Raw genomic sequence first — 23,898 nt, forward strand, 5'->3', positions numbered from 1 at the left:
GGCTTGAGCATGCAGCATACCCATGCCCTGGCCGGCTTTCTCGCCGACCTGCGCTACCCGCACCTGCCCGGCCACGTGCTGGACCGCACCGAAGACCTGTTCCTGGACTGGCTTGGCTCAGCCCTGGCAAGCCAAGGCGCGCATCCGATCCCGCTGGTCGAGCGCTATGCCGAACGCATGGGGCCTGCGCAAGGCCGTGCGCAGGTGCTGACCAACGGGCGCACGTCATCGCCCTACTTCGCCGCCCTGGTCAATGGCGCGGCCTCGCACCTGGTCGAGCAGGACGATTTGCACAACAGCTCGGTGCTGCACCCGGCCACCGTCGTGTTTTCTGCCGTTCTGGCGGCGGCGCAGGACTTGGGCAAGTCTGGCCAGGACCTGCTGCTGGCTGCGGTAGCCGGCTATGAAGCCGGCATCCGCATCGGTGAATTCCTCGGCCGCTCGCATTACCGCATCTTCCATACCACCGCCACTGTCGGCACCCTGGCCGCCGCCGTGGGTGTGGGCAAACTGCTGGGCTTCAACCAGGCGCAGTTCATCAACCTGCTCGGCAGCGCTGGCACCCAGGCCGCCGGGCTCTGGGAGTTTCTGCGCGACGCCGCCGATTCCAAACAGCTGCACACCGCCAAGGCTGCCGCCGACGGCCTGCTGGCCGCCTACCTCACCGCCGATGGCCTGAGCGGTGCGCGCAATATCCTCGAAGGCGAACAGGGCATGGCCGCCGGCATGTCCTGCGATGCTGACCCGGCGCGCCTGAGCGACCGCCTGGGCACCCGCTGGGCCCTGGTGGAAACCTCATTCAAGTATCACGCGTCGTGTCGCCATACCCACCCCGCCGCCGATGCCTTGCTGGTGCTGATGCAGCGCGAAGGCCTGCGCCATGATCAGATCGCCAACGTCGTCACCCGCGTGCATCAGGGCGCGATCGATGTGCTTGGCCGCGTTACCACACCGGCCACCGTCCACCAGGCCAAGTTCTCGATGGGCACCGTACTTGGCCTGATTGCGGTGCATGGCAGCGCTCAACTCATCGACTTCCGTGACCTGGCGCTGAACGACCCACAGGTTGCGCACTTTCGCGAGCGCGTCGAGATGCACCTGGACACCGAAGTGGACGCCGCCTACCCCAAGCGCTGGCTGGGCCGCGTGGAGGTCACCAGCAACGACGGCCGGCGCTTCAGCGCCGCCATCGACGAACCCAAAGGCGACCCCGGCAACACCCTGTCGCGCCCTGAGCTCGAGGCCAAGTTCCAGCGCCTGCTGGCCTATTCCGGCGCGCGCAGCCCGGCCCAGGGCCAGGCATTGATCGAGAGCGTGTGGCAACTGCGCGACGCCCGCTCACTGGCTGATCTGCACTGAACACCAACAGGTGACCCTATGACTCAAACAACGCCCCGCCCGCTGGACGGCATCACCGTGATCAGCCTGGAGCACGCCATCGCGGCCCCCTTCTGCACCCGTCAGCTAGCCGACCTAGGCGCCCGCGTGATCAAGGTCGAGCGCCCTGGCAGCGGCGATTTCGCCCGCGGCTACGATCAACGTGTCGATGGCCTGGCCTCGCACTTCGTATGGACCAACCGCTCAAAGGAAAGCCTCACCCTGGACCTCAAGCAGGACGCCGCCGACGGTATTCTCCAGGCCCTGCTGGCCAAGGCGGATGTGCTGGTGCAAAACCTCGCCCCGGGTGCAGCCGCACGCATGGGGCTGTCGTTCGAGGCCCTGCACGCGCGCTTCCCACGGCTGATCGTGTGCGATATCTCCGGCTATGGCGAAGGCGGGCCTTATGAAAAGAAAAAAGCCTATGACCTGCTGATCCAGAGCGAAGGCGGCTTTCTTTCGGTGACCGGTGGCTCGGGCGAAAACGACATGGCCAAGGCCGGCTGCTCGATCGCCGACATCGCCGCCGGCATGTACGCCTATACCGGCGTGCTCTCGGCGTTGCTGCTGCGGGAGAAAACCGGTGTCGGCAGCCGCATCGACGTCTCGATGCTCGAAAGCCTGGTGGAGTGGATGGGCTACCCGATGTACTACGCCTACGACGGCGCGCCGCCGCCGCCGCGTGCCGGCGCTTCGCACTCCACCATCTACCCGTATGGGCCGTTCCCCACCGGCGGTGGCGGCACCATCATGCTTGGCCTTCAGAACGAACGGGAATGGGCGCTGTTTTGCGAAAAGGTGCTGCTTGACCCGAAGCTGGCCAGTGATGACCGCTTCAATGCCAACTTCAAGCGCTCGGATAACCGCGAGGTGCTGCGCCAGATCATCATCGAGGGCTTCGCCACCCTGTCGCTGGACCAGGTAGTGGCACGCCTTGAAGAGGCGCAAATCGCCAACGCCCGGGTCAACGACATGCACGGGGTTTGGCACCACCCACAATTGCAGGCCCGCGACTGCTGGCGTGAAGTGGACAGCCCTGCCGGCAAGCTGCCCTCGCTGCTGCCACCAGGGCGCAATGCAGCCTTTGCCCCGCGCATGGACGCCGTGCCGGCGCTTGGGCAACACACCCAGGGCATCCTCGGCGAACTGGGCTTGAGCCCGGCAGAGCAGGCCAGCCTGGCCGCAAGCGGTGTGGTATGAACGCCGTCCGCTCTGCGCTGTTCGTACCCGGCAGCCGGCCTGAGCGTTTCGCCAAGGCGCTGGCGGCGGGGGCTGATGCCGTCATCGTCGATTTCGAGGATGCCGTGGAGGAGCCCCTCAAGCGTCAGGCCCGGGACAACCTGGAGGCTTTCCTGCAGGCCACGCCACTGGCGTCGGTGTGGGTCCGGGTGAACGCGCCGCAGCACCCGGAACATGCCTCGGACCTGGCCTTTTGCGCGCAGCAGCCTGGCATCGCCGGCGTGCTGCTGCCCAAGGTGGAAAACGCAGCCCAGGTGGCCGTAGCACGGCACACCGGCAAACCGGTATGGCCCATCATCGAAAGCGCCAAGGGGCTGTTGGCGCTGGAGCAGATCGCCCATGCCGAGGGGGTCGAGCGCTTGTCGTTCGGCAGCCTGGACCTGGCGCTGGACCTTCACCTGAACACCGACAGCGCTGCTGCCCGGCAATTTCTCGATCAAGCACGCATGGCCGTGCAGCTACACTCGCGGGGTGCCGACCTGCTGCCACCGCTCGATGGGGTATTTCCGGCCATTGCCGATGCCGAAGGTTTGCACCAGGCGATGCGCCATGCCTACGACCTGGGGTATGGCGGGGCGTTGTGCATTCACCCCGCGCAGGTGGCGGTGATTCACGCGGCTTTCACCCCCAGCGCCGAAGTGCTGGCATGGGCCCGCCGGGTGCTGGCGGCGAGCGCCGCAGCCAACGGGGCCGGTGCGTTTCAGCTGGACGGGCAAATGGTGGATGCGCCGGTGGTGTTGCGGGCGCAACGGTTGTTGGCACAGGCGCCCGCTTGAACCGCGCGGGCGTTCGGCTATACCGAATGCTGTCTTATACAAATGCTAATTCACCACACGCAAGCCATTGGTCCATCTTTACCTCCAATCCTCCTACAACAATAAATCAGAGGTGACATCGATGTTGAAGCTGACCCAGGCGCTGTTCTGCGCCGCTGCAGTGTCCATGGCCAGCCTTGCACAGGCTGCCGATCCGATAATCATCAAGTTCGCCCACGTGGTGGCCGACAGCACGCCCAAAGGCCAGGGTGCGCTGATGTTCCAGAAGCTGGTGGCGCAAGACCCGAAGCTCAAGGACAAGGTCAAGGTCGAGGTCTACCCCAACTCGTCACTGTTCGGCGACGGCAAGGAGATGGAGGCACTGCTGTTGGGTGATGTGCAGATGCTGGCGCCTTCCCTGGCCAAATTCGAGCACTACAACAAGCAGGTGCAGATCTTCGACCTGCCGTTCCTGTTCGACGATCTGGCGGCCGTCGACCGCTTCCAGCAAGGGCCGCAGGGTAAGGCATTGCTGACCTCGATGGACGATAAAGGCATCCACGGTTTGGCCTACTGGCACAACGGTCTCAAGCAGCTGTCGGCCAACAAGAAAGTGATCCTGCCCAAAGATGCCCGCGGCCTGAAGTTCCGCGTGCAAGCCTCCAGCGTGCTCGAAGAGCAGTTCAAGGCGATCCGCGCCAACCCGCGCAAGATGAGCTTCGCCGAGGTTTATCAGGGCCTGCAGACCGGCACGGTCAACGGCACCGAAAACACCTGGTCCAATTACGAAAGCCAGAAGGTCAACGAGGTGCAGCCGTTCTTCACCGAGACCAACCATGGCCTGATCGACTACATGGTGATCACCAACGCCAAGTTCTGGAGCGGCCTGCCTGAGGATGTACGTACCGAGCTGCAAACGCTCATGGACCAGGTCACCGTCGAGGTGAACAAGCAGGCCGAAGCCCTCAACCAGACCTCCAGGCAGAAAATCATCGATGCCAAGACCAGCGAGATCGATGCCCTGACTGCCGAGCAGCGCCAGCAATGGCGTGAGGCCATGCGCCCGGTGTGGGACAAGTTCTCCGACCAGATCGGCGCAGACCTGATCAAGGCCGCCGAGGCGGCCAACAAGGCTTCCTGACAGCCGCCCGCCCTGCCCCGGCCACCTCTGGCACAGGTGGCCAACCCTCTCTCTGTGTGGAGAATTCCTATGCAATCGCTCAGGCGTGTCTGGGAGCACTTCGAGGAAGGCATGATCGCCTTTCTCCTGGCGGCCATGACCTTGGTGACCTTCGTCTACGTAGCACTGAACAACCTCTATACCGTGTTCTACACGCTCAGTGATCACTGGAGTTTTGCCAGTGACCTGCTGCTGGGCATCGGCGACCACCTGATGGGTTACGCCCAGGAAATGACCTGGAGCATAGCCCTGACCAAGGCGCTGTTCGGCTGGCTGATCTTTTTCGGTATTGCCTATGGCGTGCGCACCGCCGGCCACCTAGGGGTCGACGTTTTGGTGCGGCGCACCCGCAAGCCTGTGCAACGCGTGCTGGCGATGATCGCCTGTGCCTGTTGCCTGGCGTATGCCGGGCTGTTCCTGGTGGCGAGCATCAAGTGGGTAAGCGCGGTGCTGGTCGCCGGCATCGGCGCCGAAGACCTTGACCGCTACGGCATCAAGGTCGGCCATATCGCACTGATCGTGCCCTTCGGTTTCGCTTTGGTCATCGTCCGCTACCTGCAGATCCTCTATCGCCTGTTCACCCATCGCCAGTATGGCCTGGGCCTGGCCGACGAGGCTGCCGAGGCGAGCAAGCTGGCCAACCCAGGTGAGGAGCATCACTGATGACGGTCATCTGCCTGTTCCTGTTGTTGTTCGTGTTCATGTTCCTGGGGGTGCCGATCGCGATTTCGCTGGGCTTGTCGGGCGCACTTTCAATCCTGATGTTCAGCCAGGACTCCCTGAGCTCGCTGGCGATCAAGCTGTTCGAGACCTCCGACAGCTACACCTTCCTGGCCATCCCCTTCTTCCTGCTGTCAGGCGCGTTCATGACCACCGGGGGCGTGGCGCAGCGGCTGATCGACTTCGCCAACGCCTGTGTCGGCCACATACGCGGCGGCCTGGCCATTGCCGCGGTGCTGGCATGCATGCTGTTCGCCGCGCTGTCGGGCTCGTCACCGGCCACGGTCGCGGCGGTGGGCTCGATTGCCGTTGCCGGCATGGTGCGCTCCGGTTACCCGCGCGAGTTCGGCGCCGGGATCATCTGCAACGCCGGCACCCTGGGCATCCTGATTCCGCCATCGATCGTCATGGTGGTGTACTCGGCGGCGACCGAAACCTCGGTAGGCAAGCTGTTCATGGCCGGTGTGGTACCCGGCATCCTGCTGGGCCTGGCGCTGATGGTGACGATCTACATCGTCGCCCGGATCAAGAACCTGCCGGCACAACCTCGTGCCAGTTTTGCCCAGTGGTTGAGTACCGCCAGGCGTGCGTTCTGGGGGCTGCTGCTGCTGGTGATCATCTTGGGCGGCATCTACAGCGGCATGTTCACCCCCACCGAGGCGGCCGCCGTGGCAGCGGTGTACTCGGCGTTCATCGCGCTGTTCGTGTACAAGGACATGCGCCTGCGCGACTGCCCGAAAGTACTGCTGGAGTCGGGCCGGCTGACCATAATGCTGCTGTTCATCATCGCCAACGCCATGTTGTTCGCCCATGTGCTGACCACCGAGCAGATCCCGCAGCAGATCACCCAGTGGGTGATGTCCGAGGGCCTGACGCCGATCGGTTTCCTGATCATGGTCAACGTCGTGCTGCTGATCGCGGGCAGCTTCATGGAGCCGTCGGCGATCATCCTGATTCTGGCGCCGATCTTCTTCCCGATCGCCATGAAGCTTGGGATCGACCCGATCCACCTGGGGATCGTCATGGTGGTGAACATGGAGATCGGCCTGGTGCATCCACCGGTGGGGCTGAACCTGTTCGTCACGTCAGCGGTGACGGGCCTGACGCTGGGGCAGACGATTCGCGCCGCACTGCCGTGGCTGTCGATCCTGCTGCTGTTCCTGATACTGGTGACGTACGTGCCGTTCATTTCGCTGGCACTGCCGCAGTGGCTGGGCATGCCGTGATCCACTGATCATCCGGCCCCATCGGCGGCACGCCGGCGCTGGGGCCGTAAAGGCATCAGATCCCTCCCCCCTCCAGCACCTGGGACATCACCTTGGCCAATGCCGTGACCATCACATCTGCGGTCGGCCGGTGGACGATGACGATTTCGTAGCTGTCCACCTCCGGCAGTCCCTGTTCCCCCCCTAGCACTCGATGCTCCCCAGTGGCCGCCCGTGGCGGCAACAGGCTTATGCCCATACCATCGGCCACCGCTGCCTGGATGCCACTGAGGCTGGAACTGGTAAAACTGATGCGCCAGCGCCGGCCCATGCCTTCGATGGCGCTGATCATGTCATCGCGGTACAGCCCGCGGGGCGGAAATGTCACCAGCGGGATCGGGTCGAGTTCGAAGGCAGGCATGCGTGCGCTGTCGATCCACTGCAGGCGCTCGGGCCAGCACGCTACGCCTTCGCGGCTGTTGCGTCGCTGCTTGAGCAGTACCAGGTCAAGTTCACCGTTGTCATAGGCCTGGCTGAGGTCGCGGCACAGCCCGCTGGTGACCTCCAGCTTGACCTGCGGGTGGAGCCGGCTGAATGCCGACAGCGCGTTGGTGGTGCGCCCACCGACGAAATCTTCGGGAACGCCCAGGCGTACGGTGACGCCGACCATGGCACCGGCCAGGGCTTCGAGCATCTGGTCGTTCAATGCCAGCATGTGCCGGGCATAACCGAGCAAGGTCTGGCCGGCGTCGGTCGGCAACACGTCACGGTTCCCGCGCACCAGCAGGCGGTGGCCAACCATGTCCTCGAGACGGCGGACTTTCTGGCTGATGGTCGATTGCGTCGAATGCAGGCGTGCGGCAGCGGTGGTGAAGCTGCCACAATCGGCCACCACCACAATGGCACGCAGCAGGTCGAGGTCGAACAGGCTCCTATTCGATTTAACGCTGATAGACATCCCGGTATTCAACTTTTGAATGGCAAGGTTGTCTTCTACCACGACTAATCGCCAAGCGCCACGCCCTCGCGCCGCGGGTCGGCGCCCCCCGCCCAGCCTGCGCCGGAGCGCTGGATGATCTGCATGCCGCTGGTCATGGTCATGGGCGTCACCTCATGGCCCCAGACCGCCAATTGCCGGACCAGCGCCGGGCTGGTCAGCCCGGCTTCCACTTCAGTACCTACGTTGCGGCTGCCGAAATTTGGCAGGTTGCTGGCCTGTTGCGGGTCGAGCCGCCAGTCCAGCAAACCTACCAGCGCCTTGTTCACGTAACCGATGATCTGCGAGCCACCGGGTGATCCGAGGCTGGCCACCAGTTCCCCGGACGCCCGCGCGAAAACCAGGGTCGGGGCCATCGCCGACAACGGCCGCTTGCCCGGTTCCACCCGGTTGGCAACGGGCTTGCCCTTCTCCTGAGGGATGAATGAAAAGTCGGTCAACTGATTGTTCAGCAGGAAGCCCTTGACCATCAGGTGCGAACCGAATGCCGCCTCTACCGAGGTGGTCATGGCCAGCGCCTGACCGCTGTCATCCACCGCCGAAACGTGCGAGGTGGAAATGCGCAGTGGCGAGCGGTCCGGGGCCAAGGCCAGGTCCGCCCCCTGCGGCCTGCCCGGCCGGGCCTGTTTCATGCTGAAGTCACCGATCAGCGTGGCCCGCCGGGCCAGGTACGCCGGGGCGGTCAGTGCCTTGAGCGGTATCGGCACATAGTCGCTGTCGGCCAGGTACTGGGCACGATCGGCGTAGGCCAGCCGTTCGGCCTCGGCAATCAGGTGAACGGCCAGCGGCGCAGGCTCAAGGCCTGCAGGCGAGGCACTGGGGCTGGGCGGCAGCTTCACAAGGTCCCGTTGTGGCATGGCGTGCTGCAGCGCCTCGAGGATACCCAGGGTCTGCAGCACGGTCACCGCACCGGACGAGGGCGGCGGCATGCCACAGATCTGCCAGGCCTTGTAGGGGCCGCACAACGGCGTGCGCTCCTTGGCCTGGTACGCGCGTAAATCCGCCAGGGACAGGAACCCGGCATTGGCATGCCCCTGTACCTGGGCGACTATCGCTTCGGCAATTTCACCGGTATAGAACGCCTCAACGCCCTGCTGCGCGATGCGTTCGAAGGTATGGGCAAGTTCGGGGTTGCGTAGCTGCGTGCCCACCGCCAGCGGCTGGCCGTGCTCATCCAGGAAATAGCGGGCCATGGCGGGTGATTTGGCGATGAAAGGGTCACCCGCCAGCAACGCGTGCAGGCGTTCGGACACGGGGAAGCCACTGCGTGCCAGCGCGATGGCCGGCGCAAACAGTTGACTCCACGGCAGCTTGCCATGTTGCTCGTGCGCCATTTCCAAGGCACGCAGCACCCCGGGTACGCCTACCGAGCGCCCGCCGATCTGCGCTGCCCGAAACGGCATCGGGGTGCCGTCCGGTTGCAGGAACAGCGTTTGCGTCGCCGCTGCCGGCGCGGTCTCGCGGCCGTCGAATGCCTGCACCCGTTTGCCATCCCAGTACAGGATGAACGCCCCACCGCCAATGCCGCTCGATTGCGGCTCGACCAGGGTGAGTACCATCTGCATGGCAATCGCGGCATCGATAGCGCTGCCACCGGCACGCAGCATTGCCCGCCCGGCTTCACTGGCCAGCGGGTTGGCAGCCGCCACCATGTGCCGGTTGGCGTGAACCGCTTGCAGGCCAGAGCGGTACCCGGACTCAAGCTCAGGCGGCGCGGGCAGCGGTTGGTCGGCCCAGGCCCAGGGACTGGCCAGGGCAAGGCACAGGGTGCTGATCAATTGGGAAGACGATGGCATGGTGGCGTCCTGTCGAAGTGCGTGCCTTGGCCGCCCAACATAAACCAGGGCAGGTACTGCGCAAAGCGCCGTGGCACCACCGGGGCATTGAATGCACAATTTCTCGTATACAAAAATGAACATTTCTGGTTACATCAACCCGCGCCTACGACAGTGGTAATCGCTGCTGCGTATTGCGACAGGCTAAAGCCATGTACTACCCCTATCTGCTCATTCCCTTCGAGCGCCCCTTGCGAATCGACGCATTCGCCGTTCACCCGTTGCCCTTTGCACCCCTCCACCGCCTTACGCCAAGTCTTAGTGACCCGGCGTCGTCGGTGCGTGCCCGGCTGCGCTGACCGGCCCTGCTGCCCACACCGTGTTTTCCAAGCCGGGCCTGGTTGCCGCGATAACAACCAGGTGTCCGCACTGACAAATTGCACCCCGCCCTTAGCGGGAAGGAATACCTATGCCAAAGACTTTGCTGATCAAGAACGCCGAACTGCTGGTGACGATGGACGGCGAGCGCCGCGAAATCAGACGCGGCGGCCTGTTCATAGAAGACAACCTGATCAAGCAGGTCGGCCCCAGCGACGAACTGCCCCAGCATGCCGACGAGATTCTGGACATGACCGGCAAGGTGGTCATCCCGGGGCTGGTCAACACCCACCATCACATGTACCAAAGCCTGACCCGCGTGGTGCCAGCGGCCCAGGACGGTGAACTGTTCAACTGGCTGACCAACCTTTACCCGATCTGGGCACGGTTGACGCCCGAGATGATCGCGGTGTCGACCCAGACCGCGATGGCCGAACTGATCCTCTCCGGCTGCACCACCTCCAGCGACCACCTGTACATCTACCCCAATGGTTGCAAGCTCGACGACAGTATCCACGCCGCCGGGGAAATCGGCATGCGTTTCCATGCCGCGCGCGGCAGCATGAGCGTGGGTCGCAGCCAAGGCGGCCTGCCGCCAGATTCGGTGGTGGAAAAGGAAAGCGATATCCTCAAGGAGTCGCAGCGCCTGATCGAGGACTACCATGACGCCAGCCATGGCTCGATGCTGCGCGTGGTCGTGGCGCCCTGCTCGCCATTCTCGGTCAGCCGCGACCTGATGCGCGAAGCCGCGGTACTGGCACGCAACTACGGGGTTTCACTGCACACTCATCTGGCTGAGAACGTCAACGATATCGCTTACAGCCGCGAAAAGTTCGGTATGACACCGGCTGAATACGCCGAGGACCTGGGCTGGGTCGGCCATGATGTGTGGCACGCGCACTGCGTGCAGCTCGACCAGCACGGCATCGAGCTATTCGCCCGTACCGGCACCGGCGTCGCTCACTGCCCGTGTTCGAACATGCGCCTGGCCTCCGGTATCGCGCCGATCCGCAAGATGCGCGACCACGGGGTGCCGGTAGGCCTGGGGGTCGACGGCTCGGCCTCCAACGATGGCGCGAGCATGATCGGTGAAGTGCGCCAGGCTCTGCTGCTACAACGTGTCGGCTTCGGCCCTGATGCGATGACCGCCCGCGAAGCGCTGGAAATTGCCACCCTGGGCGGTGCCAAGGTACTCAACCGTAATGACATTGGGGCATTGGCACCGGGCATGGTCGCCGACGTCGTCGCCTTCGACCTCGGCCATGTCGCCTACGCAGGCGCCCACCACGATCCGCTTGCGGCCTTGGTGTTCTGCACCCCGACCCAGGTCCACACCAGCTTGATCAACGGCCGTGTAGTGGTCAAGGATGGGCGCATCACCACCGTCGACCTGCCGCTGGTACTGGAGCGCCACAACCAGTTGGCCCGCCAGCTGGTTAGCGGCGACTGATACCGGCATGCAAGCCCGTGGAGCGGCGCGCGGGCGCCGCTTTGCCGGGCCCTGCGCAAGGCGCTGTCACAGCACCTTCACCGCCCGACCGATGAACTGCACCGGCCCGGTTGGGCGTCCGGTCGGCGAGCCACCGGCCCTTTCCAGGGTCAACTCAAACAGTTGGTTGGGCTCCAGCGGGGGCAGGCCATCGGCGGGCACGCGGTATTGCTCGCCAGGTTTGACCAGGCCCAGCGACAGTGGCGCCTGCCACTGTTCGCCCTTGGTCCAGAACTGCAGCACCTTGTCGCTCGGTACCGCGAACTGCCCCAAGGGTATCAGCTGAATGCTGCGTGTATCGCTTGCCTGCACCACCCAACCCGGGGCACTGTCTGCCGGCGCAACCAGCACCACCAGGTAGGAAGGCTCTGGCGGTTTGGCGGTGAGCAGCGTGAAGGCCAACAACAGGCTGGCAACCAGGCCTGCACCGGCCAGGCCCTGCCACAGCACCAAGCGATGCCACCAACGCTCGGCCTGCGCTGGCGGCCCGACGCGCTGCGGCTGTTGCTGTGCGTCGACGCTGCGGCTGATCCGCGCCCACAACCGTGGGCTGGGCGCCAAAGGCTCAGCGAGCGCATTCAACGCCAGTAGCCGCTGCTCCCAGGCATCCACGGCAGCACGCAACTGCCGATCCTCCGTAAGGCGTTTACGCACAGCCTCATGCTGTTCAGCCGACAAGGTACCCAGCACATACTCCCCGGCCAATTCATCGAGTGCGTCGGCGGTCTCGCCTTGTGGCTTCTTCATCCCATGCACTCCCGCAACGCCTTCAGGCTGCGTTTGATCCAGGCTTTGACGGTGCCCAGCGGCGTGTTCAGCAACCCGGCGATTTCGGCATGGCTGCAACCGTCGACATACGCGTGCAGGATGCACAGCTTGCGTGAAGGCTCCAGTTGCTCCAGGCAACGGTGAACCTTGGCCGAGTCCGCCATGAGATCGATATCACTGGCATAGGGCAACGGGACTTGTGCGCTGTCGAACGCTTCTTCATCCAGCACGACTTCGCGCCGGGTGTCGCGTATGTAATTGAGCGCCAGGTGCCGGGTCACGCTATAGATCCAGCCCCGCGCAGAACCACGTGAAGCATCGAAGCTGGCTGCGCGGGACCATATCCGAATGAACGCATCGTGCAGGATGTCTTCCGCTGTAGCGTGGTCACGGGCGATACGGCGCACCACACCTAACAGGCGTGCGCCCTCCTCCTCGTAGAGTGCATGCAGCGCTCGGCGGTCTCCCTCTGCGCAAGCTTCAAGGCAACGCTGAAAATCGAAAGGGGGCAAAGGTGAGTTCAATGCAAGGTCAGCCCTGTAGTCCCTGGACGGTTCCCCCGGCCATTGGGCCGGGGGGCTGTCGATCAGCGTAGACGCCAGTGGCTCACCTGCCTATACGCACTGCCATCATTTTGCCGCCCAGAAGATATAGTCGGCCTGGTAGTCGACGATTTTGCGCTCACCTTTGTTCTGCATCGAGCAGGCAGTTGCCGGGGCGACCCCGCCACGGGTAGCCACGCGCTGGATATAGCTCACACCCGTCATGGCGCCTTTACCTTCGGCCGGGCTGGCCTGAACCAGTTGGTAAGGCAGGTCGCCCTTGCCCGCTGGCGCCACGGCCAACTGGGTGCCGGTGACCTTCGAACCGTCTTTGGCCTGCCAGGTGGCTGGGGGGCCGAAGTAGTCGCCCACCGCCTTGCCAGACCTGTCCTTGAGTACCGCTTTGGGGCCGACGAATGTCCACTCGGTCTGGCCGGGTGCATTGGCTTTGTCGCGGCATTCGTAGGTGACCTGGCCCACACCGACGGTTTCGAGCATGACGCTGTGGCCGTCCGGAACCTTGACCGCGGCCGGCAACGCGGATTGAGCGTGTGCGGCTTGGCTGGCCACGATCAAGACTAAGCCGCCTGTGAGCATCAACATGGTAACTGGGCTGTTCATGGTGCAAATCTCCTGGCGAGTAATCGACAGCGCGAAGTCGCGCTACCGGTAATACCCGCCAGGTTGCAGATTGGATGCACCTGCAGAAAAAAATGTGCACCCACTCGCCCGTTACCCGGCTCGCCCATCAGCCAACTTGGGCGGGTGCGGCCTTGGCTGCCTTGCGCAGGCTCCATACACCCCAGGTCACGCCGATCACAGCCGCGATGACCGAGCCGGACAGCACGCCAAGCTTCGCCGCGCCCAGAACGCCAGGGTCAGAGAACGCCAGGTTGGCAATGAAGATCGACATGGTAAAGCCGATGCCCGCCAACAGCCCGATCAGCGTGATGCCGTGCCAGGTAACGCCCGCCGGCAGCGCACACCAGCCCAAACGGACCATCAGCCAACTGATCGTCACGATACCCAACGGCTTGCCCAGCACCAGCGCCACAGCGACGCCTGTCATCACCCAGTGAGGGCCATCGGCAGACAGGTCGACACCAGACAGCCCGACACCGGCGTTGGCCAGGGCGAACAGCGGCATGATCGCGAAAGCCACCCAAGGGTGCAGATGGCCTTGCACGCGCAGCACAGGAGCAACCAGCTCCCGCTGCGCCACACGCAGGTTCTTCAACGGGTTCATCAACTCGCTGTCATCGATCTCCGGTGCCTTGGCGCGCCCTAGCAGGTCGTCGGTGAAGCGGGTAACGGCCTCCAGCGGGCGCTCGCCCAAGGGCATCGCCCTGACCGGTGTCATCAGGCCGAGCACCACGCCCGCCAAGGTGGGGTGGGCACCGGTCATCAACATACCCAGCCAGGTGATGAACCCGGGGATGACGTAGGCATAGGCCGTACCGACACCGATCTTCTGCAGGCCGAGCACCAGCAGCAGGCCGATGCCAGCGACGCCGAAGCCACTGTAATCCAGGCCACCGGAATAGAAGAAGGCAATGATCAGCACGGCGATGATGTCGTCGATGATCGCCAGGGCGAGCAGGAACACCCGCACATTGGAAGGAATCGACTTGCCCAGCAGCGCCAGTACACCCACCGCAAAGGCAATGTCGGTGGCGGTGGGCACAGCCCAGCCCTCTTGCGCGGGTGGCGAATGATTGAACGCCAGGTAAATGAGTGCGGGTACCACCACACCGCCGACTGCTGCCGCCATCGGCAACGTGGCCTGGCGCAGGCTGGACAGCGCGCCTTCATGGATTTCGCGACGGATTTCCATACCCACGACCAGGAAGAAGATGGTCATCAGGCCGTCGTTGATCCAGAAGTGCAGTGACTGGGAATAGACCAGGGAGCCGAGGCCGAAGCTTATCGGCGTGTGCCAGAGGGCGTCGTAGCTTTCGGCAGCGGGCGAATTCGCCCAGATGAGTGCTGCAACCGCGGCGATCAACAGTACGACACCGCTCACGGCCTCGATGTGCAGAAAGCGCTCGAAGTTGGCGAATGCACGCTGGGCAAGCTGCTGGGCACGGGGCATTGCATGTTTTTGCATGGGCACAAGAACTCCCGCACGGCGGCCCGACCTGCGTAGTTATTTAACCTGCGTCACTGCTTCATGCAGCTAGCACCCGCGGGCATTCTAACCACATGGCCTGCCCCACGTCATCCATTGTCGGTCTCAGGCCAACGCAGCTGCATGAACAAATCTTCATAGTGCCTGTGAGCGCCCGGGTTGCGGGGTGAAACGCCGGATGCTCGGTTGTGCGCATGGCAGCTGTCTTGAGCAGAGCCCCCGGCACGCGTAGCATCGCCGCCCCGCATGCTTGTGGGAGCCGGCCTGCCGGCGATTCGAGTGCATGGCACTCGTCTACATCCATGTTGGCTGGCCTGGCGTAGTCGCCGGCAGGCCGGCTCCCACAGGTTTCGCGTTCAGCCGACACATCACCGCCCATGCCCCAACCGATCCCTCTCAAAGACCACGAAAAGGAAAAGCACCTGGTCAACCGCCGGCTCCTGGCTTGCGCTGCCCTGGTCTTCAGCCTGGTCGCCGTGCTGGTCGGCCGTCTCTACGTGCTGCAAGTACTGCAACACGACCAGCAAAGCGCGGTATCGGAAAACAACCGCGTACACGTACTGCCCATCGCCCCCGAGCGCGGGCTGATCTATGACCGCAACGGTGTGGTACTGGCCGACAACAAGCCCAGTTTCGACCTGACCATGACCCGAGAGCGCGCCGGCAACCCGGCCAAGGTGCTCGATACCCTGATCCAGGTTCTGGGTTTGAGCGAGGATGAGCGCAAGCAGTTCGACAAGGACCTGCGCCGTGGGCGCAAGCCGTTCGAACCGGTCACCCTGATGGTTGGCCTGACCGAGCAGCAGATCGCCCTGGTGGCAGTCAACCAGTTCCGCCTGCCCGGCCTGGATGTCGAACCGCAGTTCATCCGTGAATACCCGTTGGCCGAGCACTTTGCCCACTCGGTCGGGTATGTCGGGCGGATCAACGAAAAGGAAGCCAAGACCCTCGACAGCACCGAGTACCGCGGCACTCAATCGATCGGCAAGACCGGTATCGAACACTTCTATGAAAGCCAGTTGCACGGCCACGTCGGCTACGAAGAGGTCGAGACCAACGCCCAGGGCCGGGTGATGCGCGTGCTCAACCATCAGGACCCGATCCCCGGCAAAGACATCCACCTCAGCCTCGACGCGCACCTGCAACTGGCCAGCGAAAAGGCCCTGGGTGACCGCCGCGGCGCGGTGGTGGTGCTCGACCCGGCCAACGGTGACGTGCTGGCAATGGTCAGCAACCCAGGCTTCGACCCCAACCTGTTCGTCAAGGGCATCAGTTTCAAGCAATACGCCGCCCTGCGTGACTCCATCGACCGGCCGCTGTTCAACCGCGTGCTGCGCGGGCTGTATGCACCGGGCTCGACGGTCAAGCCGGAAGTGGCCATCGCCGGCCTCGACAGTGGCGTGATCACCCCCGGCAGCCGGGTGTTCGACCCGGGTTACTACGAGCTGCCCAACTACGCGCACAAGTACAGGAACTGGAACCGCAGCGGCGATGGCTGGGTGGACATGTACACCGCCATCATGCGCTCCAACGACACGTACTTCTACGACCTGGCGCACAAGCTCGGTATCGACCGCCTGCACGACTACATGGCCGAATTCGGCCTTGGCCAGAAGGTCTCGCTGGACATGAACGAAGAGGCTTCGGGGTTGATGCCGTCTGCTCAATGGAAACGCGCCACCCGCCGCCAGGCCTGGTACCCCGGCGAAACGCTGATCCTGGGCATCGGCCAGGGCTACATGCAGGTCACCCCGCTGCAGTTGGCCCAGGCCACCAGCCTTCTGGCCAGCAAGGGCGTATGGCACCGCCCACACCTGGCTTTGACCGTGGGTGACGAAACACCGGTCGACCCGAACCCGATGCCGGACATCGTGCTGCACGACCGGCACGCCTGGGACCAGGTCAGCCAGGGCATGCAGATGGTCATGCATGACCCGCGCGGCATTGCCCGCGCCGCCGCCGCTGGCGCGCAGTACCGCATCGCTGGCAAGAGCGGCACGGCGCAGGTGGTGGCGATCAAGCAAGGTGAGCGCTACAACCGCAACAAGACACTGGAGCGCCACCGTGACAATGCCCTGTTCGTCGGCTTTGCACCCGCTGACCACCCGCGCGTGGTCGTGGCGGTGTTGATCGAGAACGGTGAGGCCGGTGGCCGGGTGGCCGGCCCTGTGGTGCGCGAGGTGATGGATGCATACCTGCTGGATGACCAGGGACACCTGAAACCGCAGTATGCCGGTGATGCAGCGCCCAAGCAGGTTCCACACGCCTGAGGCTGCCCGGCAAACTGATCGCCGGCCCCATAGTCACATTTCGGTCACGCTACCGTCGTAATCTGCCGGGCAATTCTGTGCCAAAGGTCGCCCGGCATGCTCCGTCTGTTGCTCTTGCTGCTTCACCTGCTCCCGCTGACGGCCGTGGCCGACCCCGTACACCTGCGGGTGCAAGGGTCCAACACCATCGGCGCGGCGCTGTTGCCCGCGCTGGTGCAAGGGCACCTGTGGGCGCAACAGGCAACGGCGATCGAGCAACGCCCAGGCGCGCTGGCCAACGAGACCGTGATCACCGCCGTAGACGCCCACGGCCAGCCGCTGCGCATCGACATCGCGGCGCACGGCTCGAGCACCGGCTTTATCGCGCTTGGCCGTGGCGAGGCCGATCTGGCCGCAGCGTCTCGCCCCATCAACGATACCGAGGTGCGCCAGCTCAAGGCGCTGGGCGACTTGCGTGCAGCCGGCGCCGAGCAGGTGATCGGGCTGGATGGCGTGGCAGTGATCGTCCACCCCGATAACCCCCTGCCGCAGCTCACCACTGCGCAGTTGGCTCAGGTGTTTTCCGGCGCTATCGGCACTTGGGAGCAACTGGGTATCGCGGGGGGGCCGATCCACGTGTATGCCCGCGACGATCGCTCCGGTACTTTCGAGACCTTCAAGGCGCTGGTGCTGGAGCCGCATCAAGGTGAACTGGCCCCCGGAGCACAGCGCTTCGAGTCCGGTGACAGGCTGGCCGACAACGTGGTTGCCGATCGCCAGGCCATCGGTTTCAGCAGCCTGGCAGCCGTGCACGGGGCCAAGGTGCTGGCAATTGCCGAAGGCAATGCGCCGGCCATGCTACCTGACCGCCCGCAAGTGGCCAGCGAGGACTACCCCCTCTCGCGCCGGCTGTATCTGTATCTGCCCGCCAACGCCAAACCTCAGGCCAAGGCTCTGGCGGAGTTCGCGCAAAGCCCTGCTGGCCAGTCGATCGTCGCTGAGCAGGGGTTCGTTTCACAGCAGATCCGGCCCCTTGCAGTGCCGGCGCAAGCCGACATGCCACCGCGCTACCGCAACCTGGCCCAGCAAGCGCAACGCCTGAGCGTCAACTTCCGCTTCCAGGAGGGCAGTGCCAGCCTCGACAACAAAGCCCTGCGCGATGTACAGCGGGTCGCCGACTACCTGCGCCAGGCCGGCAAGCTGCAAAGCAAGGCGGTGCTGGTCGGCTTTGGCGACCCCAAGGAAACACCAGGCCGCGCCGCCCTGCTCTCGCGCCTGCGAGCACAGGCGGTACGCCGTGAACTGGCGCGCGATGGTGTGGAAGTGCTGGAGGTCACCGGCATGGGCGACGAGCTGCCGGTCGCGGGTAACGAGCTGGAACAGGGGCGCTTGCGTAACCGCCGGGTGGAGGTTTGGGTGTACTGAGGCAGGCCGCCGCGCATGGGCTCAGGCAAAAATTTGTAACAGCACGCCACTCGGCATCACAGGGAAATGGGGCTAGGCTCAAATCCATGTGATACCGGGCCCCTCTGACGGCTGCGCGCCGCCATGTCGGATCACTGTTGCCATGCAACGTCGACAATCAAGGAGGGGCTCATGACAGCTCTACAGACCTTTCTCACAACCCCATTTCTCGGCACCAGCACCTGGTTGTGGCTGGTGTTCCTGGCCATCGTCATCGGCCTGCTGGTACTCGACCTGGGTGTGCTGCACCGCAAAGAACGCGAAATCGAAATGCGCGAAAGCCTGCTGCTGTACTCGGGCTATTTCAGCGTGGGCGTGTTGTTCGGCGCGTGGGTCTGGTACGAACTGGGCGCGCAGTCGGCGCTTGAGTTCTACACCGGCTTTTTGGTCGAACAGTCCTTGTCGATGGACAACGTGTTCGTCATGGCGATGATCTTCGGTTTCTTCGCCATCCCCCGCCGTTACCAGCATCGGGTACTGTTCTGGGGCATTCTGGGTGTGGTCGTCCTGCGCGCGATCATGATCGGCGTGGGCGCGACACTGGTGCAGAACTTTGAATGGGTGCTGTACATCTTCGGGGCATTCCTGCTGTTTACCGGGGTAAAAATGGCGCTTTCGAAAGAAGACAGCCACCCCGACCTGGCCAACAACCCGGTACTCAAATTCGTCAAGCGGCACATGCGCGTGACCGACCAGATTCATGGCTCACACTTCTTCGTGCGCCTCACCCCGCCAGGCGAGAGCAAGGCATTGCGCTATGCCACACCGCTGTTCCTCGCGCTGGTGCTGATCGAGCTGGCCGACCTGGTGTTTGCGGTCGACAGCGTGCCGGCAATCTTCGCTATCACGCAGGACCCGTTCATCGTCTACACCTCGAACATCTTTGCCATTCTGGGTTTACGCTCGCTGTACTTTGCCCTGTCGGCATTGATGCACCGCTTCGTGTACCTCAAGTACGCGCTGGCGCTGGTGCTGATCTTCATTGGCTGCAAGATCTTCTACCACGGCATGGTCGGCAAGGTGCCGGCACTGCTGTCGCTGGGCGTGACTTTCGGCTTGTTGCTCGGTGGGGTCGTGGTGTCGCTGATCAAGACCCGCGGCGAGAAAGCGGTCGTGGGCGACGTGCAAGGGGAGCAGCTCCCACCCAAGCAGCCCGAAAGCGCCAAAAAGGAAGAAGACCCGCAATTGCGGGTCTGATCCCCTCCATCTGCTGCGTACATTGCTTTCAGAACACTGAGCAAGCGTTTATCGAGGCCGCGCTCACCGCCCGCTACGCAACATTTCAACCGGCACATATTTGCCGATCTCGTACTTGCCGATCGCCGCCCGGTGCACCTCATCCGGCCCGTCAGCCAGGCGCAAGGTACGCTGCATCGCGTACATGTATGCCAGCGGGAAATCCCCACTCACCCCTGCACCACCATGGAGCTGAATGGCGCGGTCGATCACCTTCAATGCGACATTCGGCGCCACCACCTTGATCTGTGCGATCTCACTGCGCGCCACCTTGTTGCCGACCGTGTCCATCATGTATGCCGCCTTCAGGGTCAGCAGCCGCGCCATGTCGATTTCCATGCGTGAATCAGCGATCTTGTCGACATTGCCGCCCAGCCGTGCCAGCGGCCGGCCGAACGCCGTGCGCTCGACCGAGCGCCGGCACATCAACTCCAGCGCTCGTTCGGCCATGCCGACCGAGCGCATGCAGTGGTGAATACGGCCTGGGCCCAGGCGCCCCTGAGCGATCTCAAAGCCGCGACCCTCACCAAGGATCACGTTTTCGTAGGGCACACGCACGTTTTCGAACAGCACCTCGGCGTGGCCATGGGGGGCGTCGTCGTAACCGAACACAGGCAACGGCCGAACGATCTTCACCCCCGGTGCGTCAGTCGGCACCAGCACCATCGAGTGCTGCTGGTGGCGCGGCCCGTCAGGGTTGGACAGGCCCATGAAGATCATCACCTTGCAACGCGGGTCGCAGGCCCCGGAGGTCCACCACTTGCGGCCATTGATCACCCACTGATCACCGTCACGCACGGCAGTGGCGGCCATGTTGGTGGCGTCCGAGGAGGCTACGTCAGGTTCGGTCATGGCAAATGCCGAGCGAATCTCGCCCCGCAGCAGCGGCTCAAGCCACTGCTGCTTCTGTGCCTCGCTGCCATAGCGCACCAGCACTTCCATGTTGCCCGTGTCCGGCGCCGAACAGTTGAAGGGCTCCGGCCCCAGCAGCGAGCGGCCCATGATCTCGGCCAGGGGCGCGTACTCCAGGTTGCTCAGGCCGGCACCGTACTGCGACTCCGGCAAGAACAGGTTCCACAAGCCCTCGGCGCGGGCCTTGGCCTTGAGCTCCTCCATGATTGCGGTAGGTTGCCAGCGGTCACCTTCTGCGACCTGGCGCTCGAACACTGGCTCGGCGGGATAGACATGGGCATCCATGAACGCGGTGACGCGCTCGCGCAGAGCCTGGACCTTGGGTGAATAGGCGAAATCCATCGGGGCTACCTTCACGGTTCGAAGTACATGGGCAGAGCCTAGAGCAGCACAGCTCAATCCACCTAGTCTATTTTCTGCGTGTATAAACATTCATAACCGATATATGATCGGCCGATAATTCCAACAAAGAGCGGCGCCCATGAACCTCAGCAAGGTCGACCTGAACCTGTTCATCGTCTTCGATGCCATCTATACCGAAGCCAACCTGACCCGCGCCGGGCAGATCGTCGGCATTACCCAGCCAGCGGTTTCCAACGCGCTCTCGCGCCTTCGCGAAACCTTCAACGACCCGTTGTTCGTGCGCACCGCCCAGGGCATGGTGCCGACCCCCATGGCGCAGAACATCATCGGCCCGGTGCGCAACGCCTTGGCGCTGCTGCGCACCTCGGTGCAGGAAAGCCGCATCTTCAACCCGCAGCAGGCCAACAAGACCTTCCGCATCAGCATGACCGACCTTACCGAAGCGGTGATCCTGCCCCCGCTGTTCCAGCGCCTGCGGCGCCTGGCGCCTGCGGTGCTGATCGAGAGCTTCCTGTGCAAGCGGCGTGAAACCACCAAGGAGCTGGCTGCAGGGCGCCTGGACTTTGCCGTCGACGCGCCGTTGAACACCGATCCGCAGGTGCGCCATGTCAAGCTGATGCAGGACCGCTACGTCTGCGCCGTACGCCAGGGCCACCCGCTGGCCGACGCCAAGCTCTCCGTCGAGAGCTACCTGGGCATGACCCATATCCATATCTCCAGCCGCCGAAACGGCCTGGGCTATGTCGACCTGGCGCTGGGCAAGATGGGTGTGCAACGCAAAGTCGCCCTGCGCTCGCAGCATTACCTGATGGCTTCCCAAGTGCTGCAACAGACAGACATGGCGATGACCGTGCCAGAACGGTTCGCCCGCCGCCACCAATTGCGCTACCAGCCTTTGCCGGTGGAAGTGCCTGCGCTCGAGACGCACCTGTACTGGCACGAGAGCACCGACCAGGATCCGGCCAACCGCTGGATGCGCGAGCAGATCATCGAGCTGTGCCAACGGGTAGTGGCTGAAGAAGAGCGGAGTTTGGAAAGCGCGTGAGGGTCGGCCAAAGTTATAAAACGACCTACGATCATTCACTTTTGGAGAATAGTTTTCTACGGAAACGGGTAAACCATGAAAACAAGGGCAAAAATTTTCGCAGCGCCCGGGGTACGCTTGCTGTCAGGATCGCCGAACCCGCGGCGACAGCTACGGACCCAACACCATGCCCAGCGCCCCACTCTATTTCGACTACGCCGCCACCACACCGGTAGACGACCGCGTCATTGAAACCATGCTCACCTGCCTCGGCCGCCAGGTGAACTTCGGCAACCCCGCCTCCTCGGGTCACGCCTACGGCCAGCGGGCTCGCGAGGCCGTGGAGCAGGCTCGCCAGCAAGTGGCCAAGCGTGTCGGGGCGAGCGCTGAAGAGCTGGTATGGACATCGGGCGCCACCGAGTCCAACAATCTTGCGCTCAAAGGCATCGCGCAGGGCATTGGCCAGCCAGGCCACCTGATCACCAGTGCACTCGAGCACAAGGCCGTACTCGATACCGTCAGCGAACTGGAGCGCCAGGGCTGGGCAGTCACCCGCCTGGCCCCGGACGCTGCCGGCCTGATTCAGCCCTACGACGTACAGGCGGCCCTGCGCGAGGATACCCGCCTGGTCTCGCTGATGGCAGTCAACAACGAACTGGGCACCGTCACCGATTTCTCTGCCATTGGCGAGCGCGTGCGTGCCCATGGCGCCCTGCTGCACGTGGATGCGGCCCAGGCGGTGGGCAAGCTGGCCATCGAGTTGCGGGCGATGGCGGTAGACCTGATGTCGTTTTCTGCCCATAAGGTCTATGGGCCAAAAGGGATTGGCGCGCTGTATGTCGGCCCTCGCGCACGCGCCTGGATGCGGGCCCAGATCCACGGGGGTGGCCATGAGCTTGGCCTGCGCTCAGGCACCCTGCCTACCCATCAGATCGTTGGCATGGGCAGCGCCTTCGCCCTGGCCGGCCAGCCTGGCGACAGCGAGCATCAGCGCATCGAGCAGCTCGCCCGGCGGCTGCGCGAAGGGCTGCTGGCCGTGCCTGGGGTCCGCCTCAACGGCTGCGCCCGCCAGCGCGTAGCGCATACCCTGAACCTCTGTATCGAAGCCCCGAGCTTCAACAGCCTGGCGCTGGCCAGTGAGCTGGCGCTATCGAGCACCTCGGCGTGCAACTCGGCGAGTCACGCGCCGTCGCATGTACTGCTGGCGCTGGGGCTGGATGAGGCGCAGGCGCGCAAAAGCGTGCGCTTGAGCATCGGGCGGTTTACCAGCGAAGCGGAGGTGGACAAAGCGATCGAGGTGTTCGAACGCTCAGTTGCGGGCGCTTCGCTGGCCTTGTGGTGAACCTGGCGTTACCGCTTGCTGCACCGGCCTCCGTCAGAGGAAGGTGAAGACCTTCGAAGCCGGCAGGCGCGATTTGTTCAGCCCGGCATTGAAGTCCGACTCGCTACGGTAACCCAGGCTCAGCACCACCACACTGGTGTACCCCTGCTCACGCAGGCCCAGTTCGGCATCCATGATCTTGCTGTCGAAACCTTCGATCGGCGTTGCGTCCAGCCCATGGGCGGCAGCGCCGAGCAATGCAGTGCCCAGGGCCAGGTAAGTCTGCTTCTCCATCCAGTGCTGCAGGTCTTTCTGGTCGTAGCGGTGCAGGTTCACATAATGGCGACGGCTCTGGTTCTGGCCGGCACGGGCCTGATCATCGCGAAAACGTCCGTCGGCCGCTTCCTGGTCGAGCACCGCGTCCAGGTGTGCTTCGGTCATGTCGGTGCGGGTACAGAACACGATCACATGGGACGCATCAAGGATCTTCGGCGTGTTGTAGGCAAAACCGTCCAGGGTGCTCTTGGCCAGGCGTGTCTTGCCCTCTGCGCTGTCGGCCACGATGAAGTGCCATGGCTGCGAGTTGACCGAGGATGGGCTGTGGCGCAGCTGCTCGAGCAAGGCGTCGATGGTGGCCTGAGGGATCTTGCGCGCGGCATCGTAGGCCTTGGTGGTGTAGCGGCCCTTGGCCAGAGAAACGGTATCCATGTTGCAACTCCTTAAGCGGAACGGGACGTGCGGCGCATATTATCTTTCCTGCCAGTCAAAAAAAGCAG

Annotated in this window: 20 protein-coding genes; 12 read left to right on the plus strand and 8 right to left on the minus strand. The window is 63.8% G+C overall.

The features are described from left to right. Positions 1-9: 9 nt before the first annotated feature. The 6 genes from OSW16_RS15910 to dctM all read left to right on the plus strand — a co-directional run bounded on the left by OSW16_RS15910 (position 10) and on the right by dctM (position 6,497). The gene (locus OSW16_RS15910; protein WP_267816674.1) at positions 10-1,359 is read left to right on the plus strand and encodes an MmgE/PrpD family protein; all 1,350 of its coding nucleotides are present in this window, start codon (positions 10-12) and stop codon (positions 1,357-1,359) included. A gap of 18 nt (positions 1,360-1,377) precedes the next feature. Then, positions 1,378-2,577: a CaiB/BaiF CoA transferase family protein gene (locus tag OSW16_RS15915; RefSeq protein WP_267816676.1), complete on the plus strand. Its 1,200-nt coding sequence runs from the start codon at positions 1,378-1,380 to the stop codon at positions 2,575-2,577. After that, complete coding sequence (locus OSW16_RS15920; protein WP_267816678.1) at positions 2,574-3,392, plus strand: HpcH/HpaI aldolase/citrate lyase family protein; 819 nt, start codon at positions 2,574-2,576, stop codon at positions 3,390-3,392. The genes OSW16_RS15915 and OSW16_RS15920 overlap by 4 nt, the downstream gene beginning before the upstream one ends. A 121-nt stretch (positions 3,393-3,513) precedes the next feature. Beyond that, positions 3,514-4,512: a TRAP transporter substrate-binding protein gene (locus OSW16_RS15925; RefSeq protein WP_241805205.1), complete on the plus strand. Its 999-nt coding sequence runs from the start codon at positions 3,514-3,516 to the stop codon at positions 4,510-4,512. 69 nt (positions 4,513-4,581) lie between these two features. Beyond that, positions 4,582-5,214 (plus strand): TRAP transporter small permease, encoded by a 633-nt coding sequence (locus OSW16_RS15930; protein ID WP_267816681.1) that lies wholly within the window; start codon positions 4,582-4,584, stop codon positions 5,212-5,214. Next, positions 5,214-6,497, plus strand: coding sequence for a C4-dicarboxylate TRAP transporter large permease protein DctM (gene dctM / locus OSW16_RS15935; protein WP_267816683.1), 1,284 nt, complete (start codon positions 5,214-5,216; stop codon positions 6,495-6,497). The genes OSW16_RS15930 and dctM overlap by 1 nt, the downstream gene beginning before the upstream one ends. Before the next feature lie 55 nt (positions 6,498-6,552). On the opposite strand, the gene OSW16_RS15940 is transcribed toward dctM, so the two are convergent. Beyond that, on the minus strand, positions 6,553-7,434 hold the full coding sequence (locus OSW16_RS15940; RefSeq protein WP_267816685.1) for a LysR substrate-binding domain-containing protein: 882 nt from the start codon (positions 7,432-7,434) through the stop codon (positions 6,553-6,555). Between the two features lie 44 nt (positions 7,435-7,478). Then, positions 7,479-9,269, minus strand: coding sequence for a gamma-glutamyltransferase (gene ggt / locus OSW16_RS15945; protein ID WP_267816687.1), 1,791 nt, complete (start codon positions 9,267-9,269; stop codon positions 7,479-7,481). Between the two features lie 448 nt (positions 9,270-9,717). On the opposite strand from ggt, the gene OSW16_RS15950 reads away from it, so the two are divergent. After that, positions 9,718-11,076, plus strand: coding sequence for an 8-oxoguanine deaminase (locus OSW16_RS15950; RefSeq protein WP_267816689.1), 1,359 nt, complete (start codon positions 9,718-9,720; stop codon positions 11,074-11,076). Positions 11,077-11,142: 66 nt separating this feature from the next. Here OSW16_RS15950 and OSW16_RS15955 read toward each other — a convergent pair whose 3' ends face one another. The 4 genes from OSW16_RS15955 to nhaA form a co-directional block, all read right to left on the minus strand. Continuing rightward, entirely contained in the window at positions 11,143-11,862 is a 720-nt protein-coding gene (locus OSW16_RS15955) for an anti-sigma factor (RefSeq protein ID WP_267816691.1), read from the minus strand. Beyond that, positions 11,859-12,407 carry a sigma-70 family RNA polymerase sigma factor gene (locus tag OSW16_RS15960; protein ID WP_267816693.1) on the minus strand — a complete coding sequence of 183 codons (549 nt, stop codon included), beginning with the start codon at positions 12,405-12,407 and terminating at the stop codon, positions 11,859-11,861. Before OSW16_RS15960 ends, OSW16_RS15955 begins: the two co-directional genes overlap by 4 nt. A 105-nt stretch (positions 12,408-12,512) precedes the next feature. Beyond that, positions 12,513-13,028 carry a DUF3455 domain-containing protein gene (locus tag OSW16_RS15965; protein WP_372490496.1) on the minus strand — a complete coding sequence of 172 codons (516 nt, stop codon included), beginning with the start codon at positions 13,026-13,028 and terminating at the stop codon, positions 12,513-12,515. A gap of 145 nt (positions 13,029-13,173) precedes the next feature. Continuing rightward, a complete protein-coding gene (gene nhaA, locus OSW16_RS15970; RefSeq protein WP_267816696.1) occupies positions 13,174-14,532 on the minus strand; it encodes a Na+/H+ antiporter NhaA in 1,359 nt (452 codons plus the stop codon). Between the two features lie 398 nt (positions 14,533-14,930). On the opposite strand from nhaA, the gene mrdA reads away from it, so the two are divergent. The 3 genes from mrdA to OSW16_RS15985 all read left to right on the plus strand — a co-directional run bounded on the left by mrdA (position 14,931) and on the right by OSW16_RS15985 (position 19,463). Further along, entirely contained in the window at positions 14,931-16,823 is a 1,893-nt protein-coding gene (gene mrdA / locus OSW16_RS15975) for a penicillin-binding protein 2 (RefSeq protein ID WP_267816698.1), read from the plus strand. Between the two features lie 96 nt (positions 16,824-16,919). After that, positions 16,920-18,227 (plus strand): substrate-binding domain-containing protein, encoded by a 1,308-nt coding sequence (locus tag OSW16_RS15980; protein ID WP_267816700.1) that lies wholly within the window; start codon positions 16,920-16,922, stop codon positions 18,225-18,227. 171 nt (positions 18,228-18,398) lie between these two features. Further along, positions 18,399-19,463: a TerC family protein gene (locus tag OSW16_RS15985; protein WP_267816702.1), complete on the plus strand. Its 1,065-nt coding sequence runs from the start codon at positions 18,399-18,401 to the stop codon at positions 19,461-19,463. 63 nt (positions 19,464-19,526) lie between these two features. Here OSW16_RS15985 and OSW16_RS15990 read toward each other — a convergent pair whose 3' ends face one another. Further along, complete coding sequence (locus OSW16_RS15990) at positions 19,527-20,756, minus strand: acyl-CoA dehydrogenase (protein ID WP_241805218.1); 1,230 nt, start codon at positions 20,754-20,756, stop codon at positions 19,527-19,529. Positions 20,757-20,895: 139 nt separating this feature from the next. Between OSW16_RS15990 and OSW16_RS15995 the strand changes: the two genes are divergently transcribed. Both OSW16_RS15995 and OSW16_RS16000 read left to right on the plus strand, forming a co-directional pair. Beyond that, positions 20,896-21,822, plus strand: a complete 927-nt coding sequence (locus OSW16_RS15995) for a LysR family transcriptional regulator (protein WP_267816705.1) — start codon at positions 20,896-20,898, stop codon at positions 21,820-21,822. A gap of 166 nt (positions 21,823-21,988) precedes the next feature. Continuing rightward, the gene (locus OSW16_RS16000) at positions 21,989-23,143 is read left to right on the plus strand and encodes a cysteine desulfurase family protein (protein ID WP_267816707.1); all 1,155 of its coding nucleotides are present in this window, start codon (positions 21,989-21,991) and stop codon (positions 23,141-23,143) included. A gap of 33 nt (positions 23,144-23,176) precedes the next feature. Here the strand turns inward: OSW16_RS16000 and nfsB are convergent, their stop codons facing one another. Next, the gene (gene nfsB, locus OSW16_RS16005; protein WP_267816709.1) at positions 23,177-23,830 is read right to left on the minus strand and encodes an oxygen-insensitive NAD(P)H nitroreductase; all 654 of its coding nucleotides are present in this window, start codon (positions 23,828-23,830) and stop codon (positions 23,177-23,179) included. Positions 23,831-23,898 lie beyond the last annotated feature (68 nt).

This window comes from Pseudomonas putida (assembly GCF_026625125.1).
Classification (GTDB): Bacteria; Pseudomonadota; Gammaproteobacteria; order Pseudomonadales; family Pseudomonadaceae; genus Aquipseudomonas; species Aquipseudomonas putida_X.